Genomic DNA, 23160 nt, shown 5'->3' with positions numbered 1-23160 from the left:
GGTGGCACAGCTATCTGAGATTCAACCGCATGGATCACCACGGGTTTCAGGTCCGGGTCGGTTCCGCTCCGGGCGCGGGTTCCGGGGTGGGCTCGGCGGCCGGGCGGCGCGCGGTGTCGCTGATCTTCAGCAGGATCGCGATCAGCGCCCAGTTGGCGACCACCGACGAACCGCCCTGGGCCAGGAACGGCATCGTCATACCGGTCAGCGGGATCAGACCGGTGACACCGCCGGCCACCACGAAGACCTGCAGCGCGAAGGCCGAGGACAGACCGACCGCCAGCAGCTTGCCGAACGGGTCACGGGCGGCCACCGCGGTGCGCAGGCCGCGCTGCACGATCAGGCCGTAGAGCACGAACAGCGCCATCATGCCGGTCAGCCCGAGCTCCTCGCCGAAGGAGCCCAGGATGAAGTCGCTCTTGGCGGCGAACTGGATCAGCCAGGAACGGCCCTGGCCGAGGCCGGTGCCGGTGACCCCGCCGGTCCCGAAGGACATCAGGGTCTGGCCGATCTGCTCACTGGTGCCGGGCGGCGGCGGGTCCTGGAAGGCCGCCATCGGGTCCAGCCAGGAGTTGATGCGGGTCTTGACGTGCGGCTCGGCCATCGCGACCACGGCCGCGCCGCCGATCGACATCACCAGACCGAAGACGATCCAGCTGGTCCGCTCGGTGGCGACGTAGAGCATCACCACGAAGAGGCCGAAGAACAGGAAGGAGGAGCCGAGGTCGGTCTCGAACACCAGGATCAGGATCGACAGCAGCCAGACCACGATGATCGGGCCGAGGTCGCGGCCGCGCGGCAGGTACAGGCCCATGAAGCGGCGGCTGGCCAGCGCCAGCGCGTCCCGCTTGACCATCAGGAAGCCGGCGAAGAACACCGTCAGGATGATCTTGGCGAACTCGCCCGGCTGGATCGAGAACGAGCCGATGTGGATCCAGATCTTCGCGCCGAAGTCCCCGGCCCGGGCCGGGAAGAAGGCCGGCGCGGCCAGCAGCACCAGCGCCACCACCATCGAGATGTAGGTGTAGCGCTGCAGGATCCGGTGGTCCTTCAGCAGCAGCATCACACCGATGAAGAAGGCGATCCCCAGGCCCGACCACATCAGCTGGTTGGCCGCGGCCGGGTAGTTGGAGGCCAGCAGGCTGCCCGCCTTGTCCAGCCGCCAGATCATCACCAGCCCGAGGCCGTTCAGCAGCGTCGCCAGCGGCAGCAGCAGCGGATCGGCGTACGGCGCGAAGCGGCGCATCACCAGGTGCGCGATCAGCGCCAGCGCGCCCATGCCGAGGCCGTACTCCAGCATGCCGGCCGGCAGCTTCTTGTCGATCGCGAGGCCCACGTTGGCGTACGCCGCCATCGGCACCAGCACCGCGAAGGCCAGCATGACCAGCTCGGTGTTGCGCCGGTTCGGCGTGCCCTGCGGCGTGATGGTGGTGTTGGCGCGCCGCCGCGCGGGTTCGGTGTTGCTGTTGCTGCTCAGGTCAAAGGTGCTCACGTGACGGCCGCTCCCGACGGCTGCTGGACCCCGGAAGGGCCCCTACTGGGTCGGGCAGGAGGTGGCCAGCTGCTGCTCCCGCTCGGTGAGGGGGGCGACACCCCCCGGGGTGGTCGTGCCGGTGGTGGCGGGGTCGGTGGTGGGCGGGGCGGCCGGCTTGGCGCCGTCGGCGACCCGCTTGCAGGCCGCGGCCTGCTCACCGAGCCGCTTCACCTGGTCCTCGGCGTCCCCCAGGCTCTTGGCCTGGATGGTCTTGGTGACCTGGGTGCGCTGGTAGGTCGGCAGGTACTTGAGTTCGATGTCGCCGTACTTCTGGTGCACCGAGGACAGCCCGAGGCCGGCCAGGTTCTGGTTGATGCCCTGGTAGACCGCGACCGAGTCGCCGTCGGCCCCCACGTAGTACTGGTCCTGGGTCCACTGGTAGCCGAACCAGCCGGCCGCGCCCAGTGCACCGAGGACGACCACCACGGCGATCGACACCTTCAGCCCGCGGCGCTTGCGGCGCGCGCGTCGCCGGCCCTCGTGGACGGGCTGCTCGGTGTCCTCGTACGCGCCGTAGGGCTCGCCGAAGCCCCCCTCGTCGGACTCCCCGTAGCCGGTCTCCGGATAGCCCTCCGCCGGGCCGAAGCCGGGTGCGGGGGCGTCGTAGCCGTTGGCCGGGCCGAAGGCGCCCTGCGGGGCCTGCGGGCGGCCGAGGCCGGCGGCGCGGCCGGCCGGGGTGTTCAGCATGCCCTGGTCGCTGCTCGGGTGCGGCGGCGCGTCGGCGACCGCGCCGACCACCACCGGGTAGTCCGCCAGCTGACCGCTCAGGGTGTCGGTGGCGCCGACGTCGATGACGTCCGCGACGATGCAGGTGATGTTGTCGGGACCGCCGCCGCGCAGGGCCAGCTCGATCAGCGCCTGGACGGTCTGCTGCGGGGCGTAGAAGCTCCCGAGCGTCTCCTCCAGGGTCTGGTGGCTGACCGGCCCGGACAGGCCGTCCGAGCAGATCAGGTAGCGGTCGCCGGCCCGGACCTCGCGGATCGACAGGTCCGGCTCGACCTGGCCGCGGCCGTCCAGCGCCCGCATCAGCAGGGAGCGCTGCGGGTGGGTCTCGGCCTCCTCCGGGGTGATCCGGCCCTCGTCGACCAGCCGCTGCACCCAGGTGTGGTCCTGGGTGATCTGGCTGAGCGAGCCGTCCCGCAGCAGGTACGCCCGGGAGTCCCCGATGTGCACCAGGCCCATCCGCTGGCCGGTCCACAGCATCGCGGTGAGGGTGCAGCCCATGCCTTCGAGCTGCGGGTCCTCCTCGACCATCTGCCGCAGCCGGTCGTTGGCGGTCTGCACCGCGTCGTTCAGCAGCGTCAGCAGGTCGGCACCGGGCACGTCCTCGTCCAGCCGGACGATCGAGCCGAGCACCTCGGAGGAGGCGACCTCACCGGCCGCTGCCCCGCCCATGCCGTCGGCCACGGCCAGGAGGCGCGGACCGGCGTAGCCGGAGTCCTCGTTCCCCTCCCGGATCAAGCCCTTGTGGGACCCGGCGGCGAAGCGCAGCACGAGACTCATGCGGTCCCTACCCTCCTCTGGGTGGACGGGGTGCTGTCCCTCATGCGCTGACTACTTCCGCAGCTCGATGACGGTCCGGCCGATACGGATCGGCATCCCGGGCTGGAGCGGCTGCGGCGTGGTCAGCCGCTGCCGGTCCAGATAGGTGCCGTTGGTGGAGCCTAGATCCTCGACCGTCCACTGCCCAGTCTGGTCGGGGTAGATCCTGGCATGCCGGGAGGACGCGTAGTCGTCGTCGAGCACGATGGTGGAGTCGTGCGCCCGGCCCAGGGTGATGGTCTGGCCCTGCAGCGCGACCGTGGTGCCGGCCAGCGAACCCTGCACCACCACCAGGTGGGTGGGGGCGCCCCGGCGCTGCCTCGGCTGCGCGGGGGCGGCGCTCTGCTGGGTCTGCGGCGGCCGGTTCGGGGCACCCGCCGGGGCGGCGGCGGCCCGCCGCGCGGAGCGCGGATTGACCTTGGTGCCGAACAGATCGCTGCGGATCACCTGCACCGCGACGATGACGAACAGCCACAGCACGGCGAGGAAGCCAAGCCGCATGACCGTCAGGGTCAGATCTGACATAGGAGGCCCGCTCTACCCTTCGACCTGTCGGTAGACGATGGTGGTGGACCCCAGAACGATTCGGGAGCCGTCGCGGAGCGTAGCGCGCTGGGTGTGCTGCCCGTCCACCACGATGCCGTTGGTCGACCCCAGGTCGAGCACCATCGCGGGCGTCCCGGGCCGGATCTCGGCGTGCTTGCGGGACACCCCGGGGTCGTCGATCCGCACGTCCGCCTCCGTGGATCGGCCGAGCACCATGGCGTTCCCGGTGATCTGGTGCCGGTTCCCGTTGACCTCGATCCAGCGCCGGGTGCCCGCGCCGCTGTGGCCCGCGCCCGGGAACGGGCGCACGTTGCCGCCGCCCGGGGCGGGCGGGGCGGTGGGCATCACCGGGGGCGCGGCCGGCGGGGGCGGCGCACCGTACGGCGCCTGGCCCGACTGCTGCCAGGGCGCGCCGGGGGCCGGCGGCGTCGGCGGGCGGCCGTAGCCCTGCGGCTGCTGCGGCGCGGCCTGCTGGGCCGGCTCCTCGGAGGCGAGGGTGCGGCTGCGCACCCGGTACAGGCCGGTGTCCAGGTCGTCGGCCTTCTCCAGGGTCACCTGGAGCGGGCCCATGAAGCTGTACCGCTGCGCCTCCGCGTACTCGCGCACCATGCCGGCCAGCTCCTTGCCGAGCTGTCCGGCGTACGGGCTGAGCCGCTCATGGTCGTGCGGGCTGAGCTCGACGATGAAATCGTTGGGCACGACGGTGCGGTCGCGGTTCCAGATGGTCGCGTTGTTGTCGCACTCGCGCTGCAGCGCTCCGGCGATCTCGACCGGCTGGACCTCGGACTTGAACACCTTGGCGAAGGTGCCGTTCACGAGACCCTCGAGCCGCTGCTCGAACTTCTTCAGGACTCCCACGGGGCACCCCCTTCCAGGGCGTTGATCCGGCCGGGCGCGCCGTCTGCGGCGTGTCGCCTCGGTCCGATGGCGGGTTTTCCGTACTGATCGTATCCACGCCGGGCCCATCCGTACGGTTCCCCCGGCATGTGGTGCCCCTTGGTGAGCCCGGGCACACGCATCCATCGGTGCTCCCGGCAAGCCAGGGCTACCCCCTTCGCGTCCGGCCAACCCCTCGATCACCCGTTCGTCGGCGGCCGTCCGGGCGGTCCGGGAAAGGGATTTCGGACTACCGCGCACGCCGTGCTAATGTTTTCCACGTCGGAAGGGGCGCCCCGCAAGGGAGCCGGACCGGAAGACCGGGGAAGAGTCGAGAGACTCGGACCGGTCCGAAGATCAGGTAGCATCTACGACATCACCCATGCGCGGGTGGCGGAATAGGCAGACGCGCTGGATTCAGGTTCCAGTGCCCGAAAGGGCGTGGGGGTTCAACTCCCCCCTCGCGCACCACTGAGGCCGGTCGGATTTTATCCGACCGGCCTCTTTGTCGTGCGCCCACGCGTGCGTCCGCCCACGCCGGTGTACGCCCACGCCGGTGCAAGGCGGCGCCGCTCACTCCCCGCCGGCCGCCGGGAGCTCCGCGCGCACGGTGAAGCCGCCGTCCGGGCCGGGGTCGGCGGTCAGGCTGCCGCCGAGCAGCTGGGCGCGTTCGCGCAGGCCGACCAGGCCGTGGCCGCCGCCCGGCAGGTGGTCGGGCAGTGCGTCGGGGGCGCCGAGCGGGGCCGGCCCGTTGCGCACCTCGACCAGCAGCCGGGTGCCGCGCGCCGCGAGGCTGACGCTGACCGGGGCGCCCGGGGCGTGCTTGCGGATGTTGGTGAGCGCCTCCTGGACGGTGCGGTACGCCGCCCGCTCCACCGCCTCCGGCCAGTCCCGGTCGCCCGTGGCCAGCCGGGCGGTGACCGGGAGCCCGCTGCCCTCGATCAGCTTGGGCAGGTCGGCCAGCCGGGGCTGCGGGGCGAGCGGCTCGTCCCGCCGCAGGCTCGCGGCCCGCAGGACGCCGACCATCTGGCGCAGCTCCTCCAGGGTGCGCACGGACAGCTCCCGGATGGTCCGGGCGGTGTCCTTGGCGGCCGGGTCCGTGGTGGACACCTGGAGCGCGCCAGCCTGGATGGAGATCAGGCTGACCTGGTGCGAGACGACGTCGTGCATCTCGCGGGCCAGCCGGGCGCGTTCCTGGCCGAGCACCCGCTCGGCCAGCAGCCGGCTCTCCCGCTGCTGCCCCTCGGTCAGCTCGACGATCCGTTCGGCCAGTTCGCGCCGGGTGCGGGCGAGCAGGCCGAGCGCGGCCGGCGCCGCGGCCAGCATGACGCTCTCGATGGCGTCCAGCGCGGTCTCCCGGCTGATCTCGAACATCGAGGCCGTCACGGGCCAGTGGAAGTACTCGACCAGGGCGAACAGGGTGGCGCAGACGGTGGTCGCCCGGATCTCGGCCCGGTGCGCGGCGACCGAGTACACCGCCGTGATCGGGGCGATCCAGATGTACTCGACGTACGTCCCGGGCAGGGTGAGCAGCAGCGTCAGGACCGGGTACCGGCGGCGCATCAGCAGGGCGAGGCAGGCCACGGCCGAGAGCATCAGCTCCCACCAGGTGCCGTCCTTGCCGACCAGTGCGGCGTCCACGCCCGCCAGCAGGACCGGCAGCAGCAGGGCCGTGCACCGTCCGGTCGCCCACCCGGGCAGCGTTCTGCCGCCGGCGCCCATCAGCCGCTCTGCCCCGGGGTGCGGACCAGGCCGGCCCGGTGGGCGATCACCGCGGCCTGGACCCGGTTGGCCGCGCCGAGCTTGCCGAGGATGGCGCTGATGTGGTCCTTGACCGTGCCGGTGCCGAGGAACAGCCGGTCGGCGATCTCGGCGTTGGACAGCCCCTCGCCGAGCAGTGCGAGCACGTCGAGCTCCCGGCCGGTGAGCTGGCGGGCCAGCGAGGCGGCCTCGTTGTCGGGCACCCCGCCCTCGACGTAGCCGCTGATCACGCTGCGGGTGACGGTGGGGGAGAGCACGCTGCCGCCGGCCGCCAGCACCCGGACGGCGTGCACCAGCTGTTCGGGGGCGGTGTCCTTGAGCAGGAAGCCGGCCGCTCCGGTGCGCAGCGCGGTGCCGATGTACTCGTCGGTGTCGAAGGTGGTGAGCATCGCGACGGCGGGCGGGTCGGGCAGCGCGCGCAGCCGGCGCAGCACCGTGATGCCGTCGAGGTCGGGCATCCGGATGTCGAGCAGCACCACCTGCGGGGCGAGCGCGGCGGCCTGCTGCTCGGCCTGGCCGCCGGAGCAGCTGCCGACCACTTCGAGGTCGGGCGCAGAGCCGACGATCAGGCCGAGACCGGAGCGGACCAGGACCTCGTCGTCCACGATCAGGACGCGGATCGGCGGCATGGTCTCTCCTCAGTCTCGGTGCGCTGCCCGGCGCAGCCTGCTTCGAGCGTAGGCGCAGGCGGCGGGCGGTGACGCGGCGGCCGGGCGGATGGTACCCCCGCCGATCGGCGGGGGTACAAATCCGCTACCGGTTTCACGTCATTCTCATCCTGGGTGGGCAACCATGGAAGGAGACAGGCCCCCGTCGTGGGCCGACGGGACCCGGCCATTCGGACGCCGGGCGGCGCCCCGGTGGGGGCCGTGCGGATGCGTGCCCCTGTCCGATCCCCTGGAATTGGAGCTGTGTCCACTGTGAAGACGGCCCCGTCCACCCATTCCGCCGCTCCCGCCGCCGAGGCCGGGCCGCCGTCCCGGTGGCGGTCGCGCGCCGCCTCCCTGACGGTGTGGTACCTGCGGCTGATGGCCCTGCTGAACCTCGTGGCGGTGTTGGCCGTACCGTTCCGCGAGCAGGTGCGCACCCACAACGAGGGCGAGTACTTCACCCCGTACCTGGTGACGGGGGGTCTGAGCACGGTCGTGCTGTCGGTGTTCCTGGCGGTGGCGATGCGGCGGCGCAAGCGGGCCGCGTGGATCTTCAACACCGCGCTGGCCGGGCTGTTCTTCCTCGCCTACCTGGTGCTGATGGTGCTGCCGGGCGAGAGCTTCGCGCACCACCCGCTGAACTACTTCTCCACGGTGATCACCGGCCTGTTCGTGGTGGCCCTGGTGGTCGGCCGGCGGGAGTTCACCTCCAAGGGCGACCGGTCGAACCCGAAGACCGCGGTCGCCACCTTCTTCGCCGGCCTGCTGGTCGGCGGCGGGATCGGTTCGGTGCTGGTCTCGGCGACCAACACCGTCCCCGGGGACGACTTCGGGGACCGCTTCCTGTACGCGGTGGCCCGGATGGTCACGGTCACCCCGTCCGAGCGGGTGGCCGGCGTGATCTCCGTCCCGACCTGGGTGGACGCCTCCATCAACGTGATGAGCGCCGGGCTGTTCCTGCTGGTGATCTACGTGGCCTTCCGCAGCCCGCGCGGCCAGGAACTGCTCAGCGAGGAGGACGAGACCCGGCTGCGGGCGCTGCTGGAGCGGCAGGGGGAGCGGGACTCGCTGGGCTACTTCGCGCTGCGCCGGGACAAGGCCGTGGTGTTCTCGCCGAGCGGCAAGGCGGCCGTCGCCTACCGGGTGCTCGGCGGGGTCTCGCTGGCGTCCGGGGATCCGATCGGTGACCCGGAGGCCTGGCCGGGGGCGATCGAGGCGTGGCTGGGCGAGGCCCGGGAGCACGCCTGGGTGCCCGCGGTGATGGGGGCCTCCGAGGAGGCCGGGGTGATCTACGCCCGGCACGGGCTGGACGCGCTGGAGCTCGGTGACGAGGCCATCGTCGAGCTGGACGAGTTCTCGCTGGACGGCCGGGCGATGCGGGTGGTCCGCCAGGCGTACAACCGGGTCAAGCGGGCCGGTTACACCGTCCGGATCCGCCGGCACGAGGACATCCCCGAGGCGGAGATGGCCGAGCTGGTGGACCGCGCCGACCACTGGCGGGACGGTGCCACCGAGCGCGGTTTCTCGATGGCGCTCGGGCGTCTCGGCGACCCGGACGACGGCCGCTGCGTGATGCTGGAGTGCCACGACGGCGACGGCGAACTGCGGGCCCTGCTGAGTTTCGTGCCCTGGGGCCGGGACGGTCTCTCGCTGGACCTGATGCGCCGGGACCGCGACAGCGAGAACGGCCTGATGGAATTCATGGTGATTGAGCTCCTGCAGCGGGCCGAGGAGGTCGAGCTCGCCCGGGTGTCGCTGAACTTCGCGATGTTCCGATCGGTATTCGAGCGCGGCTCGAGGCTGGGGGCGGGGCCGGTTCTGCGGCTGTGGCGTTCGGTGCTGGGATTCTTCTCCCGCTGGTGGCAGATCGAGTCCCTCTACCGGGCCAATGCGAAGTACCGCCCGATTTGGGAACCGCGCTATCTGCTGTTCGAGAAGAGCAGTGAGATCCCGCGGATCGGCATCGCCAGTGCGCGCGCCGAGGGTTTCATCACGGTACCGAGTCTTCCCGCGCTGTTCCGGCGCCGGCACGTGCGGGCGGCCGCTCCGGCCGCGCCGAAGGCGTAGCCGGCCGGGCAGGACGGGGATGGGTTGTCCCTCCGCCGGGGGGCGGAGGGAATCCAGCCCGGACCATCCAGGGGCGTACTCCCCCGGGGGTCCGATCGGGGGGCGAATGGGGGATGCTCTCCAACCTGAGGATGACAGTGGTTCGCCACCTGTGCTGATGCCTCCCGTTTAGCCGGTGCCTACCGTAGATGTAGTGCTCGAACGAAGACTGGCGCGAGTGCGAGAACCTCAGGGCCGGGTTTTTCTGGAACGCGAACGGGGAGCGGGTCGGCTGTGAAGGAAATTGCCCAGGTGGGGGGCGTGCGAAAGGGTGTTCCGGCGATTGCCGCCCGGGCCGCCGTCGCCGAGTGGGGACTCCTATACGCGGTGGTCAGGGACCATGTGGCGCGCAAACGATTCGCCTCGGTTCCGCTGGCCACGGCCGCCACCCTGCTGATCCTGCTCTTCAGCGTCGTCCAGCACCTGCCGGGCGGCGCGAAGGTGGTCACCCTGATCGGGGTGGTCAAGGCCTCCCTGCCGCTGGACGTCTCGCTGCTGCGCACCCCGCTCTCGCTCTACGTGCCCGCGCTGGACCTGCCGGTCTGGGGTGCGCTGGCGCAGGTCTTCGTGGTGTTCGGGCTGGCCGAGATGGTGCTGGGCCGCCGGCTCACCCTGCTCGTCGCGTACGCCTGCACGCTGGCCGGCACGCTGTTCGCCCGGGTCGGGGTGGCGATCGGCCCGCAGCACCTGTTCGGCTTCCCGCACTGGGTGGCGCACGTCCGGGACACCGGGCCGTCGGCCGCGGTGGTCGCGCTGGCGGTCTGCGTCGCCTTCCGTACCCGGGCCTGGTGGACGGGCGGGACGGTGGCGCTGGTGATGGTGGGGGAGGCGGTCGTGCTGCCCAACCTGGCCGGTCTGGAGCACGTGGTGGCGCTGCTGACGGCGGTGCTGATCGCAGCGGCGGTCGAGGTGTTCGGCGACTACTGGCCGCGGGTGCTCGCCGGGGTCGGCGCCGCCGCCTCGGTCGCCACCGAGGCGGCCCGCCGTACCCCCGCGGGCGCCCTGATCCGCTAGGCCCTGTCCGACATGCGCGGTTCAGCCGCGCGGCAGGGCCAGCTCGAACCAGACCACCTTTCCGACCGCCTTGCGGGCGGTCCCCCAGCGCTCGGCGAGCTTGCTCACCAGGTTGAGGCCGCGCCCGTTCTCGTCCATCGACTCGGCGGGCTCCAGCGACGGCAGGTTGTGGTTGTCGTCGCTGACCTCGACCAGCAGCTTGTCGACCCGGATCAGCTGCAGCTGCACATCGGCGCGGGCCACCCGGACGGCGTTCGTGACCAGCTCGCTGACCAGCAGCTCGACCGTGTCGGTCAGGGCGGTCAGCCGCCAGGCGGCGAGCTGCTCGCGGACCAGGCGCCGGGCGTGCCGGACCTCCGACTGCTCCACGGTGAGCCGCCAGGTCGCCACCTCGCTCGGCGCCACCCCGTCGAACCGGGCCACCAGCAGGGCGACGTCGTCCTTGCGGTCGTCGGTGTGCAGCCGCTCCAGGACCGTGTCGCAGGCCTCCTCGGGGGTCTTCTTCGGGTCGATCAGGTTGCCGCAGAGCGCGGCCAGTCCCTCCCCTATGTCGCCGCCCCGGACCTCGACCAGGCCGTCGGTGCACAGCACCAGCATCGAGCCGTCCCGGACGCTGATCTTCTTGGCCACGAACGGCACCCCGCCGACCCCGATCGGTGCGCCCTCGGGGATCTCCAGCAGCTCGCCGCGCCCGTCCGGGTGGACCAGCACCGGCGGGACGTGGCCGGCGCTGGCCAGCTCGCAGGTGCGGTTGATCGGGTCGTAGACCGCGTACAGGCAGGTCGCCAGGTGGTCGTCGCCGAGCTTGTGGGCCAGGTTGTCCAGGTGGCGCAGCAGCTGCCCGGGCGGCAGGTCGAGCGCGGCCAGGGTCTGCATGGCCGTGCGGAAGCGGCCCATCGCCGCCGCCGAGTGCAGGCCGTGGCCCATCACGTCGCCGACCACCAGGGCGACCCGGCTGCCGGGCAGCTGGATCGCGTCGAACCAGTCGCCGCCGACCTCGGCCTTCGGGTCGCCCGGCAGGTAGCGGTGGGCGACCTGGACACCGGGGATCTTCGGCGGCCGGGTCGGGATCATCGAGCGCTGCAGGGTGGTGGCGACCTTGGACTCGGCGCGGTGCAGCCGGGCGTTGTCCAGCGACAGCGCGGCCCGGGCGGCCAGCTCCTTGAGGGTGTCGGCGTCGGCCTTGGTGAACGGGCCGCGGTCGGCGAGCCGCAGCAGCTTGAGGATGCCCAGCACGGTGCCCCGGGCGGACAGCGGCAGCACCAGCATCGAGCGGTCCACCACCAGCGGCACCAGCTCGGGCCCGCCGAGCGAGGCCGCGTACTCCACCGCGACGTCCGGGGTGATCACCGGGACCAGGACCGGCTTGTTCTCCTGGAGGGCGAGGCCCGGCGGGGTCGAGCGGGGCATCGCCAGCAGCCGGCCCTCGTCCAGCACGTGGCTCCAGGACCCGGAACCGGCGTTGAAGACCCGGGCCACCCGGCGCAGCATCGTCGAGTCGTCCGGCCGGTCCCGGGGCAGCTCGGAGTCGGAGATCAGGCCGTCCAGCAGGTCGACGCAGGCGAAGTCGGCGACCCGGGGGACCAGCACGTCGCACAGCTCGCGGGCGGTGGTGTCCAGGTCCAGGGTGGTGCCGACCCGCCCGCCGACCTCGCTCAGCAGGGCCAGCTGGTCGCCGTCCGGGGTGCCGCGGACCACCTCGACGCCTTCGACCGGCGGGGGTGTCTCGGTGGCGGGGGAAGGCAGGCTGCCCCCGCGGACTGACGTGTGGCCGTTGGCTACGGACTCGATGGTGGGGCCTCCGGGATCGCTGTCTTCGCCGGTGCCGGCCGCGTCGCGCTGGCCGGGGATGGTGCTGCCGAGGACCCGCCGGCCGTCGGGGCCGGGACCTTCGGCGGTGGCCGGGCCGGCGGCGGGTACGCGGCCGGACACGCCGCCGTCCGCGGTCGGGCCGCCGGGGCCGCGGCCGGCCCCGGGTCTGTCCGGTTCGGGGGGCCGGCGTCCGGCGCGCGGACGGTCGGCCCGCTGCTGCGGGGTCGGGTAGCGGCGGCCGATGCCGGCGGCCAGCCGGGCCGTACCGCTGGGTGAGGACTGGTACGGCAGGACCGGGAGCAGGGTGGCCGAGTCGACCCACAGCGCGGGCAGCCCGGCGGCGACCAGCTGGGCCAGCAGCCGCTGCCGGCGCTCGGGCGAGCCCTTGGGCAGCAGCGGCTCCAGGGCGGCGGCGCCGCCGGCGGCGGCGGGGGCCAGCGCGGCCGCCACCCGCAGCGGGCGTCCGGCCGCGGTCGGCGCCTGCGCGTACGGCAGCAGGCGCTCGCCGAGTGCGATCCGCAGGCCGGTGGTGCGCAGCGGCCGGGCGTCGGCGGCCAGTACCAGCAGCCCGCGGCCGGCCGGCTCGATCAGCGGGTAGGCCCACCAGAGGATGTCGCGCAGCCGGTCCTCGCGGTCGCAGACGGCCATCGCGCCGGCCCACGGGGTGTCCAGCTGGGTCAGGTCGTCGAGGGTGGAGAAGGCGTCGCAGCGGTGCCCGGCGCCGGGCGGCAGCGGCCCGGCGGTCTCCGCGCGCGGCTCGACGGCGGGCAGCAGCCCGATCGCGGTGCGCCCGCAGGTGACCTCCGCGCGGTGCCCGAACAGCTCCTCCGCGGTGCGGTCCCACTGGGCGATCCGGCCGTCCGGGTCGACCAGGACGGAGGCGACCCGCAGCAGCGCCACCACCCCCGCGGGGTGGGCGCCGGCCGGCGCCGGGCCGCCCGGTGGCAGCGGTGAATCGGCTCCTGGCCGCGGTGTGGAGTTGGGCTCGTCCACCATGGATCCGGTCTGCTCCCGCCTGGCCGCCGTGCCGTGCGACGGACCCGTCGTCGGGGCGGCGTGCTGGGCTTCCTCGTCTCCGGCCGCTCCTGCCTGTCCTGTTCCGCCCGTACCGGGGTGTGCCGTGCAGCTGGCCGTTCGGCACTCGTCCGTACGTGCGGTGCAACCTGGTGCGCCCTCCAGCGAAGCACGGACCGGGCCGGGTCCAACAGCGAATCGAGGAGATTCGTAAGTATCAGTTGCGTGTCACCCCGCGTGCGCCGGAGCGCGCCTCGGGTTCACCCGTTCGCGTGGGCGGTTCACCGCTGCGGGTGCTTGGGTAGGGTGGCAGGCCGGACCCAGGTCGACCGGACGAAGGCGAGCAGGTGAGCACGGAGAGCCCGGCACGGTGGAGTGACCCCGAGCGGGAGCGGCTGGAGGAGCAGGTCGCCGCGACCGAGCTGGCCTGGCTGACCCTCGAGGTCGATGTGGAGACCCTACGGGTCGAGATCGACAACTTCGCGCTGGTCCACCACCAGCTGCTCGGCCCGCTCTACGCGAGCCTGGACGAGCTGGACGCGCTGATCGCCGAGGCGGTCGCCGCCCGCAGCGGCGATCCCGAGGACCTGCGCCGGGCCGCCGAGGCCCGGGCCCGGGTCGAGCCCCCGGCCGCCCCCGAACCCACCGACGAGCTGCTGCGCGAGCTGGAGCCGGAGCCCACCCGCAAGGTTCGGCCGGACCGGGAGGCCCAGCGGGTCTACCGCGAGCTGGCCCGCCGCGCCCACCCCGACCTGGCCACCGACCCGGCCGAGCAGGAACGCCGCTCGGCGTTCATCGCCCGGGTCAACGAGGCGTACGCGCACGGCGACACCGCCGCCCTGGAGCAGCTCGCCGAGGAGTGGTCCACCGACCCCGAGACGGCCCCGGCCGCCGACGCGCCCGAGCGGCCCGACTGGCTGCGCCAGCGGCTGGAGTGGCTGACCGGCAAGATCGGCCGGCTGGCCGCCGAGCAGGTCCGGCTGGAGCGCACCCCGATGGGCGAGCTGCTGCTGCTCGCCCCGCAGGAGCCCGAGCGGCTGCTGGAGGAGCTGGCCGACAGCCTGCTCGCCCGGGCCGCCGGACAGCGGGCCGAGTTGGAGCGGCTGCTCGGCGACCCCGGTCACAATGGTGATGGCCAATCCCGTGAACCCCAGGAGAACCGGACGATGTTCGCTCAGCAGATCCCCACCACCGACGCGGCCTCGGTGCCCGCCGACGCCGCGCTGCTCGACGTCCGCGAGCAGGACGAGTGGGACGCCGGGCACGTCGACGGCGCGCTGCACATCCCGATCGGCGAGGTGATCGCCCGCCTCGACGAGCTGCCCGACGAGAAGCTGTACGTGCTCTGCCGGGTCGGCGGCCGCTCCGCGCAGGTCGTCCAGTACCTGGTGGCGCAGGGCCGCGAGGCGGTCAACGTGGACGGCGGCATGTACGCCTGGGAGGCGGCCGGCCGTCCGATGACCGGCACCGGGGGCCGTGACGCCTACGTCCTGTGACGGCCCGTCGGGCCGGGCCGCCGCGGCGGTGACGGAGGACGCCCCTGTCGCCGACGGCCCGGGTGGGGCAGGATGACCGGGCGACAGCACCGGTGATCCGTTGGGGAGTTTGTGGGAGGAGGCGGTGTGCGCGTCTGGTCCACCCCCGCCCTGCTGGTGATCTGCCTGTCCGGGGCCGGGCTGCTCGGCGGTACCGGGCTCTTCCTCGGGGCGCTGTTCCTGCACGTCGCGCCCGCCAACGCGGTCTCCCGCCAGTACCAGCGGGAGCTCGACGCGGTGGTCTACCCGGAGTTCGAGCAGAACTGGAAGCTGTTCGCGCCCAACCCGCTGCAGCAGAACCTCACGGTGGACGCCCGGGTGCAGACCATCGACGGGGACAGCCGGGTGACCACCCGCGACTGGGTCGGCCTGACCGCCGAGGACGTCGCGGCGATCCGCGGCAACCCGGCCCCCAGCCACCTGGACCAGAACATGCTGCGCCGGGCGCTGGACTTCTACCGGACCACCCACCCCGAGCAGGACGGCGCCCCGGTCGGGACCCGCGGCAGGCTCGCCGAGGAGTACCTCGAGCGGATCGCGCTGCAGCGGTTCGGCCGGACCGTCGGCGGTGAGCGGGTCGTGCAGATCCAGTTCCGGTTCGGCTCGGCCGCCATCGCCCCGCCGTCCTGGAGCCCCGAGCAGACCGACACCGCGGTCCAGTACCAGGAACTGCCGTGGTGGCCGGTGGAAGAGGCCGACTACCGGGGGCTGGGGTGAGCGGCCCGATACCGCCGGGGGCGGCGGACCCCCGGCCGGCCGACGCCGACGCCGACGCCGACGTCGGGGCCGCTGCCGACGCCCGGCCGCAGCCGGACGGACCCGCGCCGCCGACCCGCTTCGAGCGGCTCTTCGACGCCTTCACCGCGCGCAGCTGGCTCATCCGCCAGGCGGCCGTGGTGCGGATCGGCATCGCGCTGGCCTGGGGCGGCTTCCTGCTGCGCGAGTGGCCGAACCGCCGCGAGCTGTACGGCGACCGCTCCCCCTGGTCGGCCGAGCTGGCCGGCCGGCTGATCGGCGAGACCCACGCCTTCACCGTGCTCACCTGGTCCGACACCAGGCTCTGGTTCGAACTGGTCTACCACCTGGGCCTGCTGGCCGCCGTGCTGCTGGCGCTCGGCTGGCGGACCAGGGCGACCGGCGTGCTGTTCGCCGTCACCGCCGTCTCGCTGCAGAACCGCAACGTCCTGGTCGGTGACGGCGGCGACAACGTGGTCCACCTGATGGCGCTCTACCTGGTGCTGGTGCGCTGCGGCCGGTACTGGTCACTGGACGCCCGCCGGGCCCGGCGGCGCCCGCCGCGCGGCCCGGTGGGCGAGCCTCGGGCGGTGCTCGACGCGCTGGCCACCATGGTGCACAACTGCGGCATGGCGGTGATCGCCGTGCAGGTGGTGCTGATCTACTCCACGGCCGGCTGGTACAAGGTGCAGGGCACGCGCTGGCAGGACGGCACCGCCCTGCACTACCCGCTGCACCTGGACTACTTCACCCCCTGGCCGGCGCTGTCCGGCCTGCTCGGCTCCAGCCTGCTGCTGACCGTGCTGCTCTCCTACGGCACGGTGATCCTCCAGGTCGGGTTCCCCTTCACGCTGGCCAACCGGCGGCTGAAGAACGCGCTGCTGGCGCTGATGATGGCCGAGCACCTGGCGATCGCGGTCGTGCTCGGGCTGCCGTTCTTCTCACTCGCGATGATCGCGGCGGACGCGGTCTTCCTGCCGACGGCCGCGCTGCTGTGGACCGAGCGCCGGCTGGCGGCCGGGCTCGCGGCCGGGCTCGCTGCCAGGACGGCGGCCCGGCGGGGTACCGGACGGACGGACGCCCCGGCCGCCGAGCGCGGGAGCGAGGAGCGGCAGCCGGCCAGCGGCTAAGCTCCCGCCATGTCCTGGTTCGCCTCACTTCGTGACACCGCGAAGGCCGGACTGACCCTGGACCGGACCCTGTCCGACCCCCGGCGAGCCGTCCGCGGCGCCGTCGCGGTCGCCCTGGTGGTCTTCCCGACCCTGGCGCTGGCCGGACCCTCGCTCGCCACCTCCGCCGCGATGGGCGCCTTCATCGCCGGCACCGCCACCTTCCAGCGCAGCTTCCGGCCGCGCACCTCGCTCGCCGTCGCCGCCGGCCTGGGCCTCGGGATCAGCACCTTCCTCGGCTACCTGGCGGTCGGCGTCCCCGGCGCCTTCCCGGTGCTGCTCGCGCTCTGGTCGTTCGGCGCCGGCATGATGTGGGCGATCGGACCGACCGGCGGGGTGGTCGCCGCGACCACGGTCTCGGTGATGCTGGTCGTCGTCCAACTGCCCGTCAGCGTGGAGACCGCCCTCGGCCACGGAGCGCTCTGCGCCGTCGGCGGCGCCGCCCAGGCCCTGGTGGTCACCCTCTGGCCGGTCGACAGCTGGGGCGCCCAGCGCGACGCGCTCGCCGACACCTACGCCGCGCTCGCCGACTACGCCCGTCGGCTGCGCCAGGACCCCACCGCGCACGTCGACCCGGAGCCCTTCATCCTCGCCCGGCAGGCGGCCGCCCTGACCCCCTGGCAGGCCCGCCACCGGCCGCCCGAGATGCGCGGGCTGCGCGGCATCGCCGAACGGGTCCGCCCGGCGCTGGCCGCGCTCGCCGACCCCCGGGTCGGCGCGGCCGCCGAAGGGCCCGAACGCGACCGGGCGCGCGAGATCCTGGCCGCCGCCGCCGAGGTCCTGGACGCCCTGGCCCGCGCGGTCCGCTCCGGCGATCCGTACCGGCCGCCGCGCTCCACCCCGGCCCTGGCCCTGCTGCGCCCGGACGAGGGGCCCGGCCTGCGCGGCGCGGCCCGCCGCTCCGCCCGGCGGCTGTCCGGCCTGCTCGGCAAGGCCGTCGACAACCTGGACAAGCAGGACCGCTCGACCGTGACCGGCCCGGCCCGCGGCCCCGGACTGCACCGGCCGCCGCTGCTGCGGGTGGTGCCCTCGGCGCTGCGCACGGTACGCCGCCAGCTCGACCCGCACGCCGCCGTCTTCCAGCACGCCGTCCGGCTGTCCTGCGTGGTCACCGGCGCCTACCTGGCGGCCCGGCTGCTGGGCGTGCGGCACGGCTACTGGGCGCCGCTGACCGCCGCCATGGTGATGCGGCCGGACTTCGCGCAGACCTACAGCCGGGGCGTCGCCCGGCTGGCGGGCACGGTCGCCGGGGTCCTGGTCGCCACCCTGGTGGTCCGGCTGGCCGACCCGGGCGAGTGGGTGTCGGCGGCGCTGGCCGTGGTCTTCATCGCCGGCGCCTACCTGACCCTGCGCACCGGGTACGCGCTGGCCACCGCCTGCATCTCCGGGTACGTGGTGTTCCTGCTCGGCCTGGAGGACGTCGACCCGACCCAGACCGCGGTGGACCGGATCGCCATGACCCTGCTCGGCGGCGCCCTCGCGCTCGGCGCCTACGCGCTGTTCCCCACCTGGCAGACCGCCCGGCTGCCCGAGCGGCTGGCCGAGTGGCTGGCCGCCGTCGGCCGGTACGCGGCCGCGGTGGTCGCCGCCCTCGGCGAGCCGGACGAGCGGCACACCCGGATCGTCCGGGACACCCTGCTGGACGTCCGCGAGGCCCGCTCCGAGATGCTCGAGGCCCAGCAGCGGGCCGACGCCGAGCCGCACCGGGACCCCGACCGGCTGACCGAGCTGCCGCGCAAGCAGCTCGACCGGGCCCGGGCCGCCGTCGGCCTGCTCGGCCGCTCCACCGTGCTGATGGAGGCCCACCTGCCGGCCGCCGACAGCCCGCCGCTGCCCGGCACGGCCGCCTTCGCCGAGGAACTGCGGGACTCCACCGCCATCGCGGCGGCCGCCATCCTGCTCGGGCACCCGGCGGACTTCTCCGCCCTCCGGGCCGCCCACGAGACCTGGGACGAGGTGCTCGCCACCCTGCCGCCGGAGACCGGGGCCGAGGACCGGGTCGCGGTCGCCCGCGGCGGGGCCAGGCTGCTGATGCAGGCCGTCGCCGACCTGGAGAAGGCCGTCCGGCCGCGCCGGGTGGCGGGGCCCGTACCCTCGAAGGCGTGACGAAGACGGGTGTGCCCCTGACGGGCGAGCAGTACGACGAGGCCTTCACACCGGACGACCGCGAGATCGGCGTGGGCCCGCACCCCGGGCCGTGGCCGGCCGGACCGCACTACGACCCGGAGCTGCTGGCCGCCGGCGACCGCCGCAACGTGACCGACCGCTACCGGTACTGGACGCACGAGGCGATCGTCGCCGACCTGGACACCCGCCGGCACGGCTTCCACGTCGCGGTGGAGAACTGGCAGCACGACTTCAACATCGGCTCGGTGGTGCGCACCGCCAACGCGTTCCTGGCCGAGCAGGTGCACATCGTCGGCCGCCGGCGCTGGAACCGGCGCGGCGCCATGGTCACCGACCGCTACCAGCACCTGCGCCACCACGAGGACGTCGCCTCGCTGGCCGCCTTCGCCGCCGCCGAGGACCTGCCGCTGATCGGCATCGACAACCTGCCCGGCGCCGTGCCGATCGAGACCTTCGAGCTGCCCGAGCGCTGCGTCCTGCTGTTCGGCCAGGAGGGCCCCGGCCTGACCGAGGCCGCCTGGGAGCACGCCACCGCGGTCTGCTCGATCGCCCAGTACGGCTCGACCCGCTCGATCAACGCGGGCGCGGCGGCCGCCATCGCCATGCACGCCTGGGTGCGGGTGCACGGCGCGGCGGCCCCGGCCGTCAGCTGAACAGCAGCCGCCAGGTCTCCGGGCCCGGGTACCCGTCGGCGTCGGCCCCGGACCAGCCCTGCGCCCGCTGGAACGCCTGCACGTTGAGCCGGTCCGCCTCGCCCCAGTCGGGGCTCGGGCCCTCGGTGTAGGAGCGGCCGTAGCCCTTGCGGACCAACTGCTCACCGAGCTGCTGCACGGCCGGGCCGACCCGGCCGGGGCCGAACGCGGCGGCGCCGGGGAAGGCCGGGACGGCCGGTCCGGGCGGCGGCGGGACGGGCGCGGGCGCCGGGGCGGGCGCGCCGGCCGGCGGGATGTCCTTGCCCAGGCCGTGCACCAGCAGACCCCAGGTGTCCCGGCCCGGGTAGCCGTCGGCCTCGGCGCCCGACCAGCCCTGGGCCAGCTGGAACGCCTGGGTGGCCAGCCGGTCCGCCTCGCCCCACTGCGGGCCCGGCCCGACGCGGTAGAACCGGCCGCCGCCGCGGGCGGTCAGCAGCTCGCCGAGCCGCTGGACGTAGGCGTTGGACTGCCCGGGGCCGAACAGGCCCGCGCCGGGGAAGGCGTCGGGGTCGGGCGCGGGTGCCGGTGCCGGCGCGGGGTCGGGAGCCGGTGCCGACAGGCCCCGGTAGCGGTACGGCAGGTAGGAGGCGGAGTTGCTCCAGTAGGCGTACGGCGTCGCGCGGGTCATGGTGGCCGGGCTGGTCTGCTCGTACGCGGTGTACCGGGTGCGGGCGGCGTCCGTCCAGCCGCCGAAGAGGACGGCGTGCGAGCCGCCCTCGGGGTCGGCGGGGTTGTTGTACAGCAGGATGTCGCCGGGCTGCAGGTCGTCCCGGGTGATCCGGTCGGCGAAGTCCGGCAGTGTCCAGGTGGTCTGACTGCTCCCCAGGCCCCAGGCCATCGAGACGAAGCCGGAGCAGTCCTGCCGGTAGCCGTCGGTCCAGTAGCTGCTCATGCTGTACGGCACGTGCTGGTCGACCCAGCGGCGGGCCCTGGCGAGGATCTCGGCCCGGGTGGTGGCGGGGGTGGCGGTGCGCAGCCGGGGGGTGGCGCCCTGGCCGCCGTAGAGTCCGCTGACCTCGCCCTGCGGGGCGTCGGGTATCGGCGCGTCGGTGCCGTCGCCGGGTATCGGGGCGCCGACGGCGCCCGCGGTGGCGGCGGGGCCGCCGAGCACGGTGCCCAGGGCGGCCAGCAGCACGGCGGCGCGGCGGGCGCCCCGGGCGGCGGGGTGGCCGCCGTCCTCGGTCCGGGCGGCGTGCAGCCGGGCGAGCCGGCGGGCGCCACAGCCCCGGCAGGCGCAGCCGTCGTCCGGCGGGGCCTCGGTGAACTCGATCAGCACGGTGAGCCTGCCCTTCCGTCGTGGGGAGTGGGCATTCATTCCACGCCGGATTGAGGGAATATCACCTGAAGATATAACAAATAGGTCATCGCCCTGGGGGTCCGGCGGTGGGCCTCAGTGATCGGTCCAGGTCAGTGGGGTGGCGTGGGCGAGGTGGACCACCGCGGTGACCGTGTAGTGGACGACCGGGGCGTCGGGGTCGGCCCAGTCGACGGTGGCGCGGCCGGTCAGCAGGAGTGCGGCGCCGGTCTCCCAGTCGGGGACCAGCAGGCCCGCGGCGGGGTTCAGCTCCAGGTTCCCCAGGGTCATGAACATGGTGTTGCCCGGGAATTCGGGCCAGCTCAGCCGGTCGGGGGCGTGCACGGTGAGCACGCCGGGGGCGCCGCCGCGGTGCGAGGCGTCGACCTTGCCGTCCGGGTCGGCGGTGGCCACGAAGAAGGTGTCGGCGCAGCCCACCGCCAGCTGCTGGGGGAGCGTCAGGGCGGTGCCGGTGGTGGCGGCGGCCGCCTTGGCGGGCGCGTCGTGCGGGCTGCGGCGCCGGATGTGCTTCGGGCAGTTGGCGTACACCTGCTCGGCGGCGATCAGCAGGCCGCCCCGGCCGTCCGGTACGGCGCGCCCGTTGACCCGCATCCGGCGCCGTCCGGCCGGGTCGAGCGCGATGGTGCCGACCTCGGCGCCGCCGGCCAGTGCCTCGGCCAGCGGGTCCCCGGCCACCGGACCGGCGGCGACGGCCAGGGTGTGCTCGTCGGGGGCCCGCAGGAAGCCCGCCGGGCCGCTCAGCGTGGTCGCCCAGAGCTGGCCCGCGCGGTCGGCGGCGCCCACCACCAGGGTGCGGCGCTCGGTGAGGAACCGGGCGGCCACCGGGGGGATGGCTGCGCCGATGGACCGCCCCACGTGGTCGGCCCGCTCCAGCTGCCCGGTGCGGCGCTGGACGGCCCGCTCGCCCCGGTGGTAGCGCGCCCCGGGCCCGGTCATTAGAAGAACCCGCAGGTCGGGGCGGTGCCGTGGGGTGCCTCGGCGGCGGTGTCGGCGATGCCCGCGGGGGTGTAGATCTCCAGCCGGATGCCGTCGGGGTCGGTGAAGAACACCCCGCCGGAGGCCGAGCCCTCGCGGTGCGGCACCACGCCGTCGTGGGCGAACGCCGCGCCCAGCTCCCGCAGGGTCCGCTCGGCGGCCCGGACCTCGTCCGGCGAGTCGACCTGGAACGAGAGGTGGTGCAGCCCGGGGCGGGCCGTCTCGAAGCCGCCGGCGGACTGCTGCCAGAGCGTCAGGACCAGTCGGCCGTCCCGGCCGAGCATGGCGTACCGGCGCTCGGGGTCGGTGCCCTCGGCGGTCACCTCCAGGCCCAGCAGCCGCCGGTAGAAGGCGCAGGAGCGGTCGAGGTCGGTGACGTTGAGACCGATGTGACCGGTCTGCAGGGTGGGGAGGACGGGTGCGGCGGTACCGGACATGCGGACACACTCCCAGGACGGGTCGGCTCGACCGTGCTAACCATTACTGATGACAGTAGGGGTTAGTCCAGGCGGGCGTCAAACCGTTCTGGAGTTGTGTACCGGTTAGAGGATCACTCCCACTGCCAGCGGATCCCCACCTGCCCGGGCTGCTGGTCCGGCGAGAGCACGTGGGCGCTGGCCGAGGCGCCGATCCACAGCTGCTGGTGATGGCGGTCCACCTCGGCGCCCGGATCGCGGTCGAAGCGCTCGCAGTGCGCCGGTACCGCGGCCGGGTCGAAGTGCACCTGCAGCACGTACTCCCGCACCGGCGCGGCGAAGAACCGCCCGTAGTCGGTGGTCGGCCCGGTGTCGGGGATCGCCACCTCGTACTCGAAGACGGTGGAGTCGCCGAGGCCGAGCGGCCGGTCCAGCAGCAGCTCGGCGACCAGCAGGCCGTTGTCCGGACGGCGCCGGACCCGGCCGAGCCGGGCGTGCCGCACCGAGGTGATCTCCGGGCAGCCGGCCGCGCCCTCGTCCGCCTTGTGCACCACCACCAGGCGGGCCACGTCGGCCACCGTCGCCCGGACCACCTGGCGCATCCGCAGCAGGTAGCCGCGCCGGCCGGCGTCGACGAAGTAGGAGTCGTGGATGGACAGCCGCTCCAGCTGTCCGGTGGGCGGCGCGTCGAGCTCCACGAAGACCTCGCTGATCTCCTGCTCGCCGGGCCAGACGTCCTCCACCCGCAGGGCGTCCGGGCAGGCGGGGGTGACCCAGCGCCCGCGCGGCCGGGGCGGGCCGAGCTGCGCGGTGAGCGCGTCCGTGGGCAGTCCGAGCAGCTGTTCCAGCAGCAGGACGGCGCGCAGTGAGGTGGCCCGTTCGGGCTGGCTGCGCCCGCGGCGCCAGTAACTGAGCGTGGTGACACTGACCCTGACGCCCTGTTTGGCGAGGGCGGCCCGGATCCGGTCGAGGCTGAGGCCGCTGGCCTCGATCGCGAGGTTGAGGGTCTCGGCGAAGCCGCTCGGCGGGGCGGCGGGCGGCGTTCTGGGGGCCGGCTGCCCCGGGACGGCCGGTGCCGGGCCGGGCGGGGCTGCCGCCCCGTTGTCCCGTCGGCCTACCAGCCGGAGGCGACCGGCCTGCTGCGGTTGCTGTGAGCCCATCCCGACACCTTCCCCACCAGGTGAGTTCGGCGGGTTCAGCCCGGCGCGCACCTGCGCCGGGAGTTGTGCCACCGAGCTGTGGGAACCCTACGCACGGCCAGAGGTTACGTCATCAACTTGGACATATGACAGTGGTCACGACAAGGAATCGGAAAATCAATCGATCTTGAAACATTGTGGA

Annotated in this window: 18 protein-coding genes and 1 tRNA gene; 8 read left to right on the top strand and 11 right to left on the bottom strand. The window is 73.9% G+C overall.

Going from position 1 to position 23160, the window contains the following annotated elements; all coding sequences use genetic code 11:
• Positions 1 to 46: 46 nt before the first annotated feature.
• Genes AB0D08_RS18510 through AB0D08_RS18495 form a run of 4 tightly spaced genes read right to left on the bottom strand, consistent with a single transcriptional unit; the run spans position 47 to position 4480 of the window.
• Positions 47 to 1492, bottom strand: a complete 1446-nt coding sequence (locus tag AB0D08_RS18510; RefSeq protein ID WP_233289013.1) for an FtsW/RodA/SpoVE family cell cycle protein — start codon at positions 1490 to 1492, stop codon at positions 47 to 49.
• 42 nt (positions 1493 to 1534) lie between these two features.
• The gene (locus AB0D08_RS18505; protein WP_033820251.1) at positions 1535 to 3037 is read right to left on the bottom strand and encodes a protein phosphatase 2C domain-containing protein; all 1503 of its coding nucleotides are present in this window, start codon (positions 3035 to 3037) and stop codon (positions 1535 to 1537) included.
• Between the two features lie 51 nt (positions 3038 to 3088).
• Positions 3089 to 3601, bottom strand: a complete 513-nt coding sequence (locus tag AB0D08_RS18500; protein WP_033820250.1) for an FHA domain-containing protein — start codon at positions 3599 to 3601, stop codon at positions 3089 to 3091.
• A gap of 12 nt (positions 3602 to 3613) precedes the next feature.
• Entirely contained in the window at positions 3614 to 4480 is an 867-nt protein-coding gene (locus AB0D08_RS18495) for a DUF3662 and FHA domain-containing protein (RefSeq protein ID WP_359889939.1), read from the bottom strand.
• Positions 4481 to 4882: 402 nt separating this feature from the next.
• Between AB0D08_RS18495 and AB0D08_RS18490 the strand changes: the two genes are divergently transcribed.
• Positions 4883 to 4969, top strand: a tRNA-Leu gene (locus AB0D08_RS18490).
• Between the two features lie 102 nt (positions 4970 to 5071).
• Here AB0D08_RS18490 and AB0D08_RS18485 read toward each other — a convergent pair.
• Together AB0D08_RS18485 and AB0D08_RS18480 are read right to left on the bottom strand one after the other, a co-directional pair.
• Entirely contained in the window at positions 5072 to 6220 is a 1149-nt protein-coding gene (locus AB0D08_RS18485; RefSeq protein ID WP_051812295.1) for a histidine kinase, read from the bottom strand.
• Positions 6220 to 6888, bottom strand: coding sequence for a response regulator transcription factor (locus AB0D08_RS18480; protein WP_033820248.1), 669 nt, complete (start codon positions 6886 to 6888; stop codon positions 6220 to 6222). Before AB0D08_RS18480 ends, AB0D08_RS18485 begins: the two co-directional genes overlap by 1 nt.
• Positions 6889 to 7179: 291 nt before the next feature.
• Here AB0D08_RS18480 and AB0D08_RS18475 point away from each other — a divergent pair, with 291 nt between their 5' ends.
• Together AB0D08_RS18475 and AB0D08_RS18470 are read left to right on the top strand one after the other, a co-directional pair.
• A complete protein-coding gene (locus AB0D08_RS18475; protein WP_051812293.1) occupies positions 7180 to 8976 on the top strand; it encodes a phosphatidylglycerol lysyltransferase domain-containing protein in 1797 nt (598 codons plus the stop codon).
• Between the two features lie 300 nt (positions 8977 to 9276).
• Complete coding sequence (locus tag AB0D08_RS18470) at positions 9277 to 10029, top strand: hypothetical protein (protein WP_051812300.1); 753 nt, start codon at positions 9277 to 9279, stop codon at positions 10027 to 10029.
• A gap of 21 nt (positions 10030 to 10050) precedes the next feature.
• Here AB0D08_RS18470 and AB0D08_RS18465 read toward each other — a convergent pair whose 3' ends face one another.
• Positions 10051 to 12837 carry a SpoIIE family protein phosphatase gene (locus AB0D08_RS18465; RefSeq protein WP_359889936.1) on the bottom strand — a complete coding sequence of 929 codons (2787 nt, stop codon included), beginning with the start codon at positions 12835 to 12837 and terminating at the stop codon, positions 10051 to 10053.
• Positions 12838 to 13202: 365 nt separating this feature from the next.
• On the opposite strand from AB0D08_RS18465, the gene AB0D08_RS18460 reads away from it, so the two are divergent.
• The 5 genes from AB0D08_RS18460 (at position 13203) to AB0D08_RS18440 (ending at position 19074) form a co-directional block, all read left to right on the top strand.
• The gene (locus tag AB0D08_RS18460) at positions 13203 to 14351 is read left to right on the top strand and encodes a rhodanese-like domain-containing protein (protein ID WP_063794385.1); all 1149 of its coding nucleotides are present in this window, start codon (positions 13203 to 13205) and stop codon (positions 14349 to 14351) included.
• Positions 14352 to 14477: 126 nt separating this feature from the next.
• The gene (locus AB0D08_RS18455; protein WP_082526606.1) at positions 14478 to 15107 is read left to right on the top strand and encodes a DUF5819 family protein; all 630 of its coding nucleotides are present in this window, start codon (positions 14478 to 14480) and stop codon (positions 15105 to 15107) included.
• Positions 15108 to 15268: 161 nt separating this feature from the next.
• Positions 15269 to 16255, top strand: a complete 987-nt coding sequence (locus AB0D08_RS18450; RefSeq protein WP_359889971.1) for an HTTM domain-containing protein — start codon at positions 15269 to 15271, stop codon at positions 16253 to 16255.
• A gap of 9 nt (positions 16256 to 16264) precedes the next feature.
• The gene (locus tag AB0D08_RS18445; RefSeq protein ID WP_033821095.1) at positions 16265 to 18400 is read left to right on the top strand and encodes an FUSC family protein; all 2136 of its coding nucleotides are present in this window, start codon (positions 16265 to 16267) and stop codon (positions 18398 to 18400) included.
• Entirely contained in the window at positions 18397 to 19074 is a 678-nt protein-coding gene (locus AB0D08_RS18440; protein WP_033821096.1) for a TrmH family RNA methyltransferase, read from the top strand. Before AB0D08_RS18445 ends, AB0D08_RS18440 begins: the two co-directional genes overlap by 4 nt.
• On the opposite strand, the gene AB0D08_RS18435 is transcribed toward AB0D08_RS18440, so the two are convergent.
• From AB0D08_RS18435 to AB0D08_RS18420, 4 genes are all read right to left on the bottom strand, one after another.
• Positions 19067 to 20389: a peptidoglycan-binding protein gene (locus tag AB0D08_RS18435; RefSeq protein WP_359889931.1), complete on the bottom strand. Its 1323-nt coding sequence runs from the start codon at positions 20387 to 20389 to the stop codon at positions 19067 to 19069. The two genes, AB0D08_RS18440 and AB0D08_RS18435, sit on opposite strands and share 8 nt — an antisense overlap.
• Before the next feature lie 114 nt (positions 20390 to 20503).
• The gene (locus AB0D08_RS18430; RefSeq protein WP_359889929.1) at positions 20504 to 21364 is read right to left on the bottom strand and encodes a pyridoxamine 5'-phosphate oxidase family protein; all 861 of its coding nucleotides are present in this window, start codon (positions 21362 to 21364) and stop codon (positions 20504 to 20506) included.
• Entirely contained in the window at positions 21364 to 21840 is a 477-nt protein-coding gene (locus AB0D08_RS18425) for a VOC family protein (RefSeq protein WP_033818311.1), read from the bottom strand. Before AB0D08_RS18425 ends, AB0D08_RS18430 begins: the two co-directional genes overlap by 1 nt.
• A 113-nt stretch (positions 21841 to 21953) precedes the next feature.
• Entirely contained in the window at positions 21954 to 22979 is a 1026-nt protein-coding gene (locus AB0D08_RS18420) for a hypothetical protein (protein WP_359889926.1), read from the bottom strand.
• Positions 22980 to 23160: the final 181 nt, after the last annotated feature.

Origin of the sequence: Kitasatospora sp. NPDC048540, from assembly GCF_040651175.1 — a bacterium.
Taxonomy (GTDB): Bacteria; Actinomycetota; Actinomycetes; order Streptomycetales; family Streptomycetaceae; genus Kitasatospora.
Note: the sequence above shows the minus strand (reverse complement) of the source record. Positions and strands in the feature narration are given on the sequence as shown.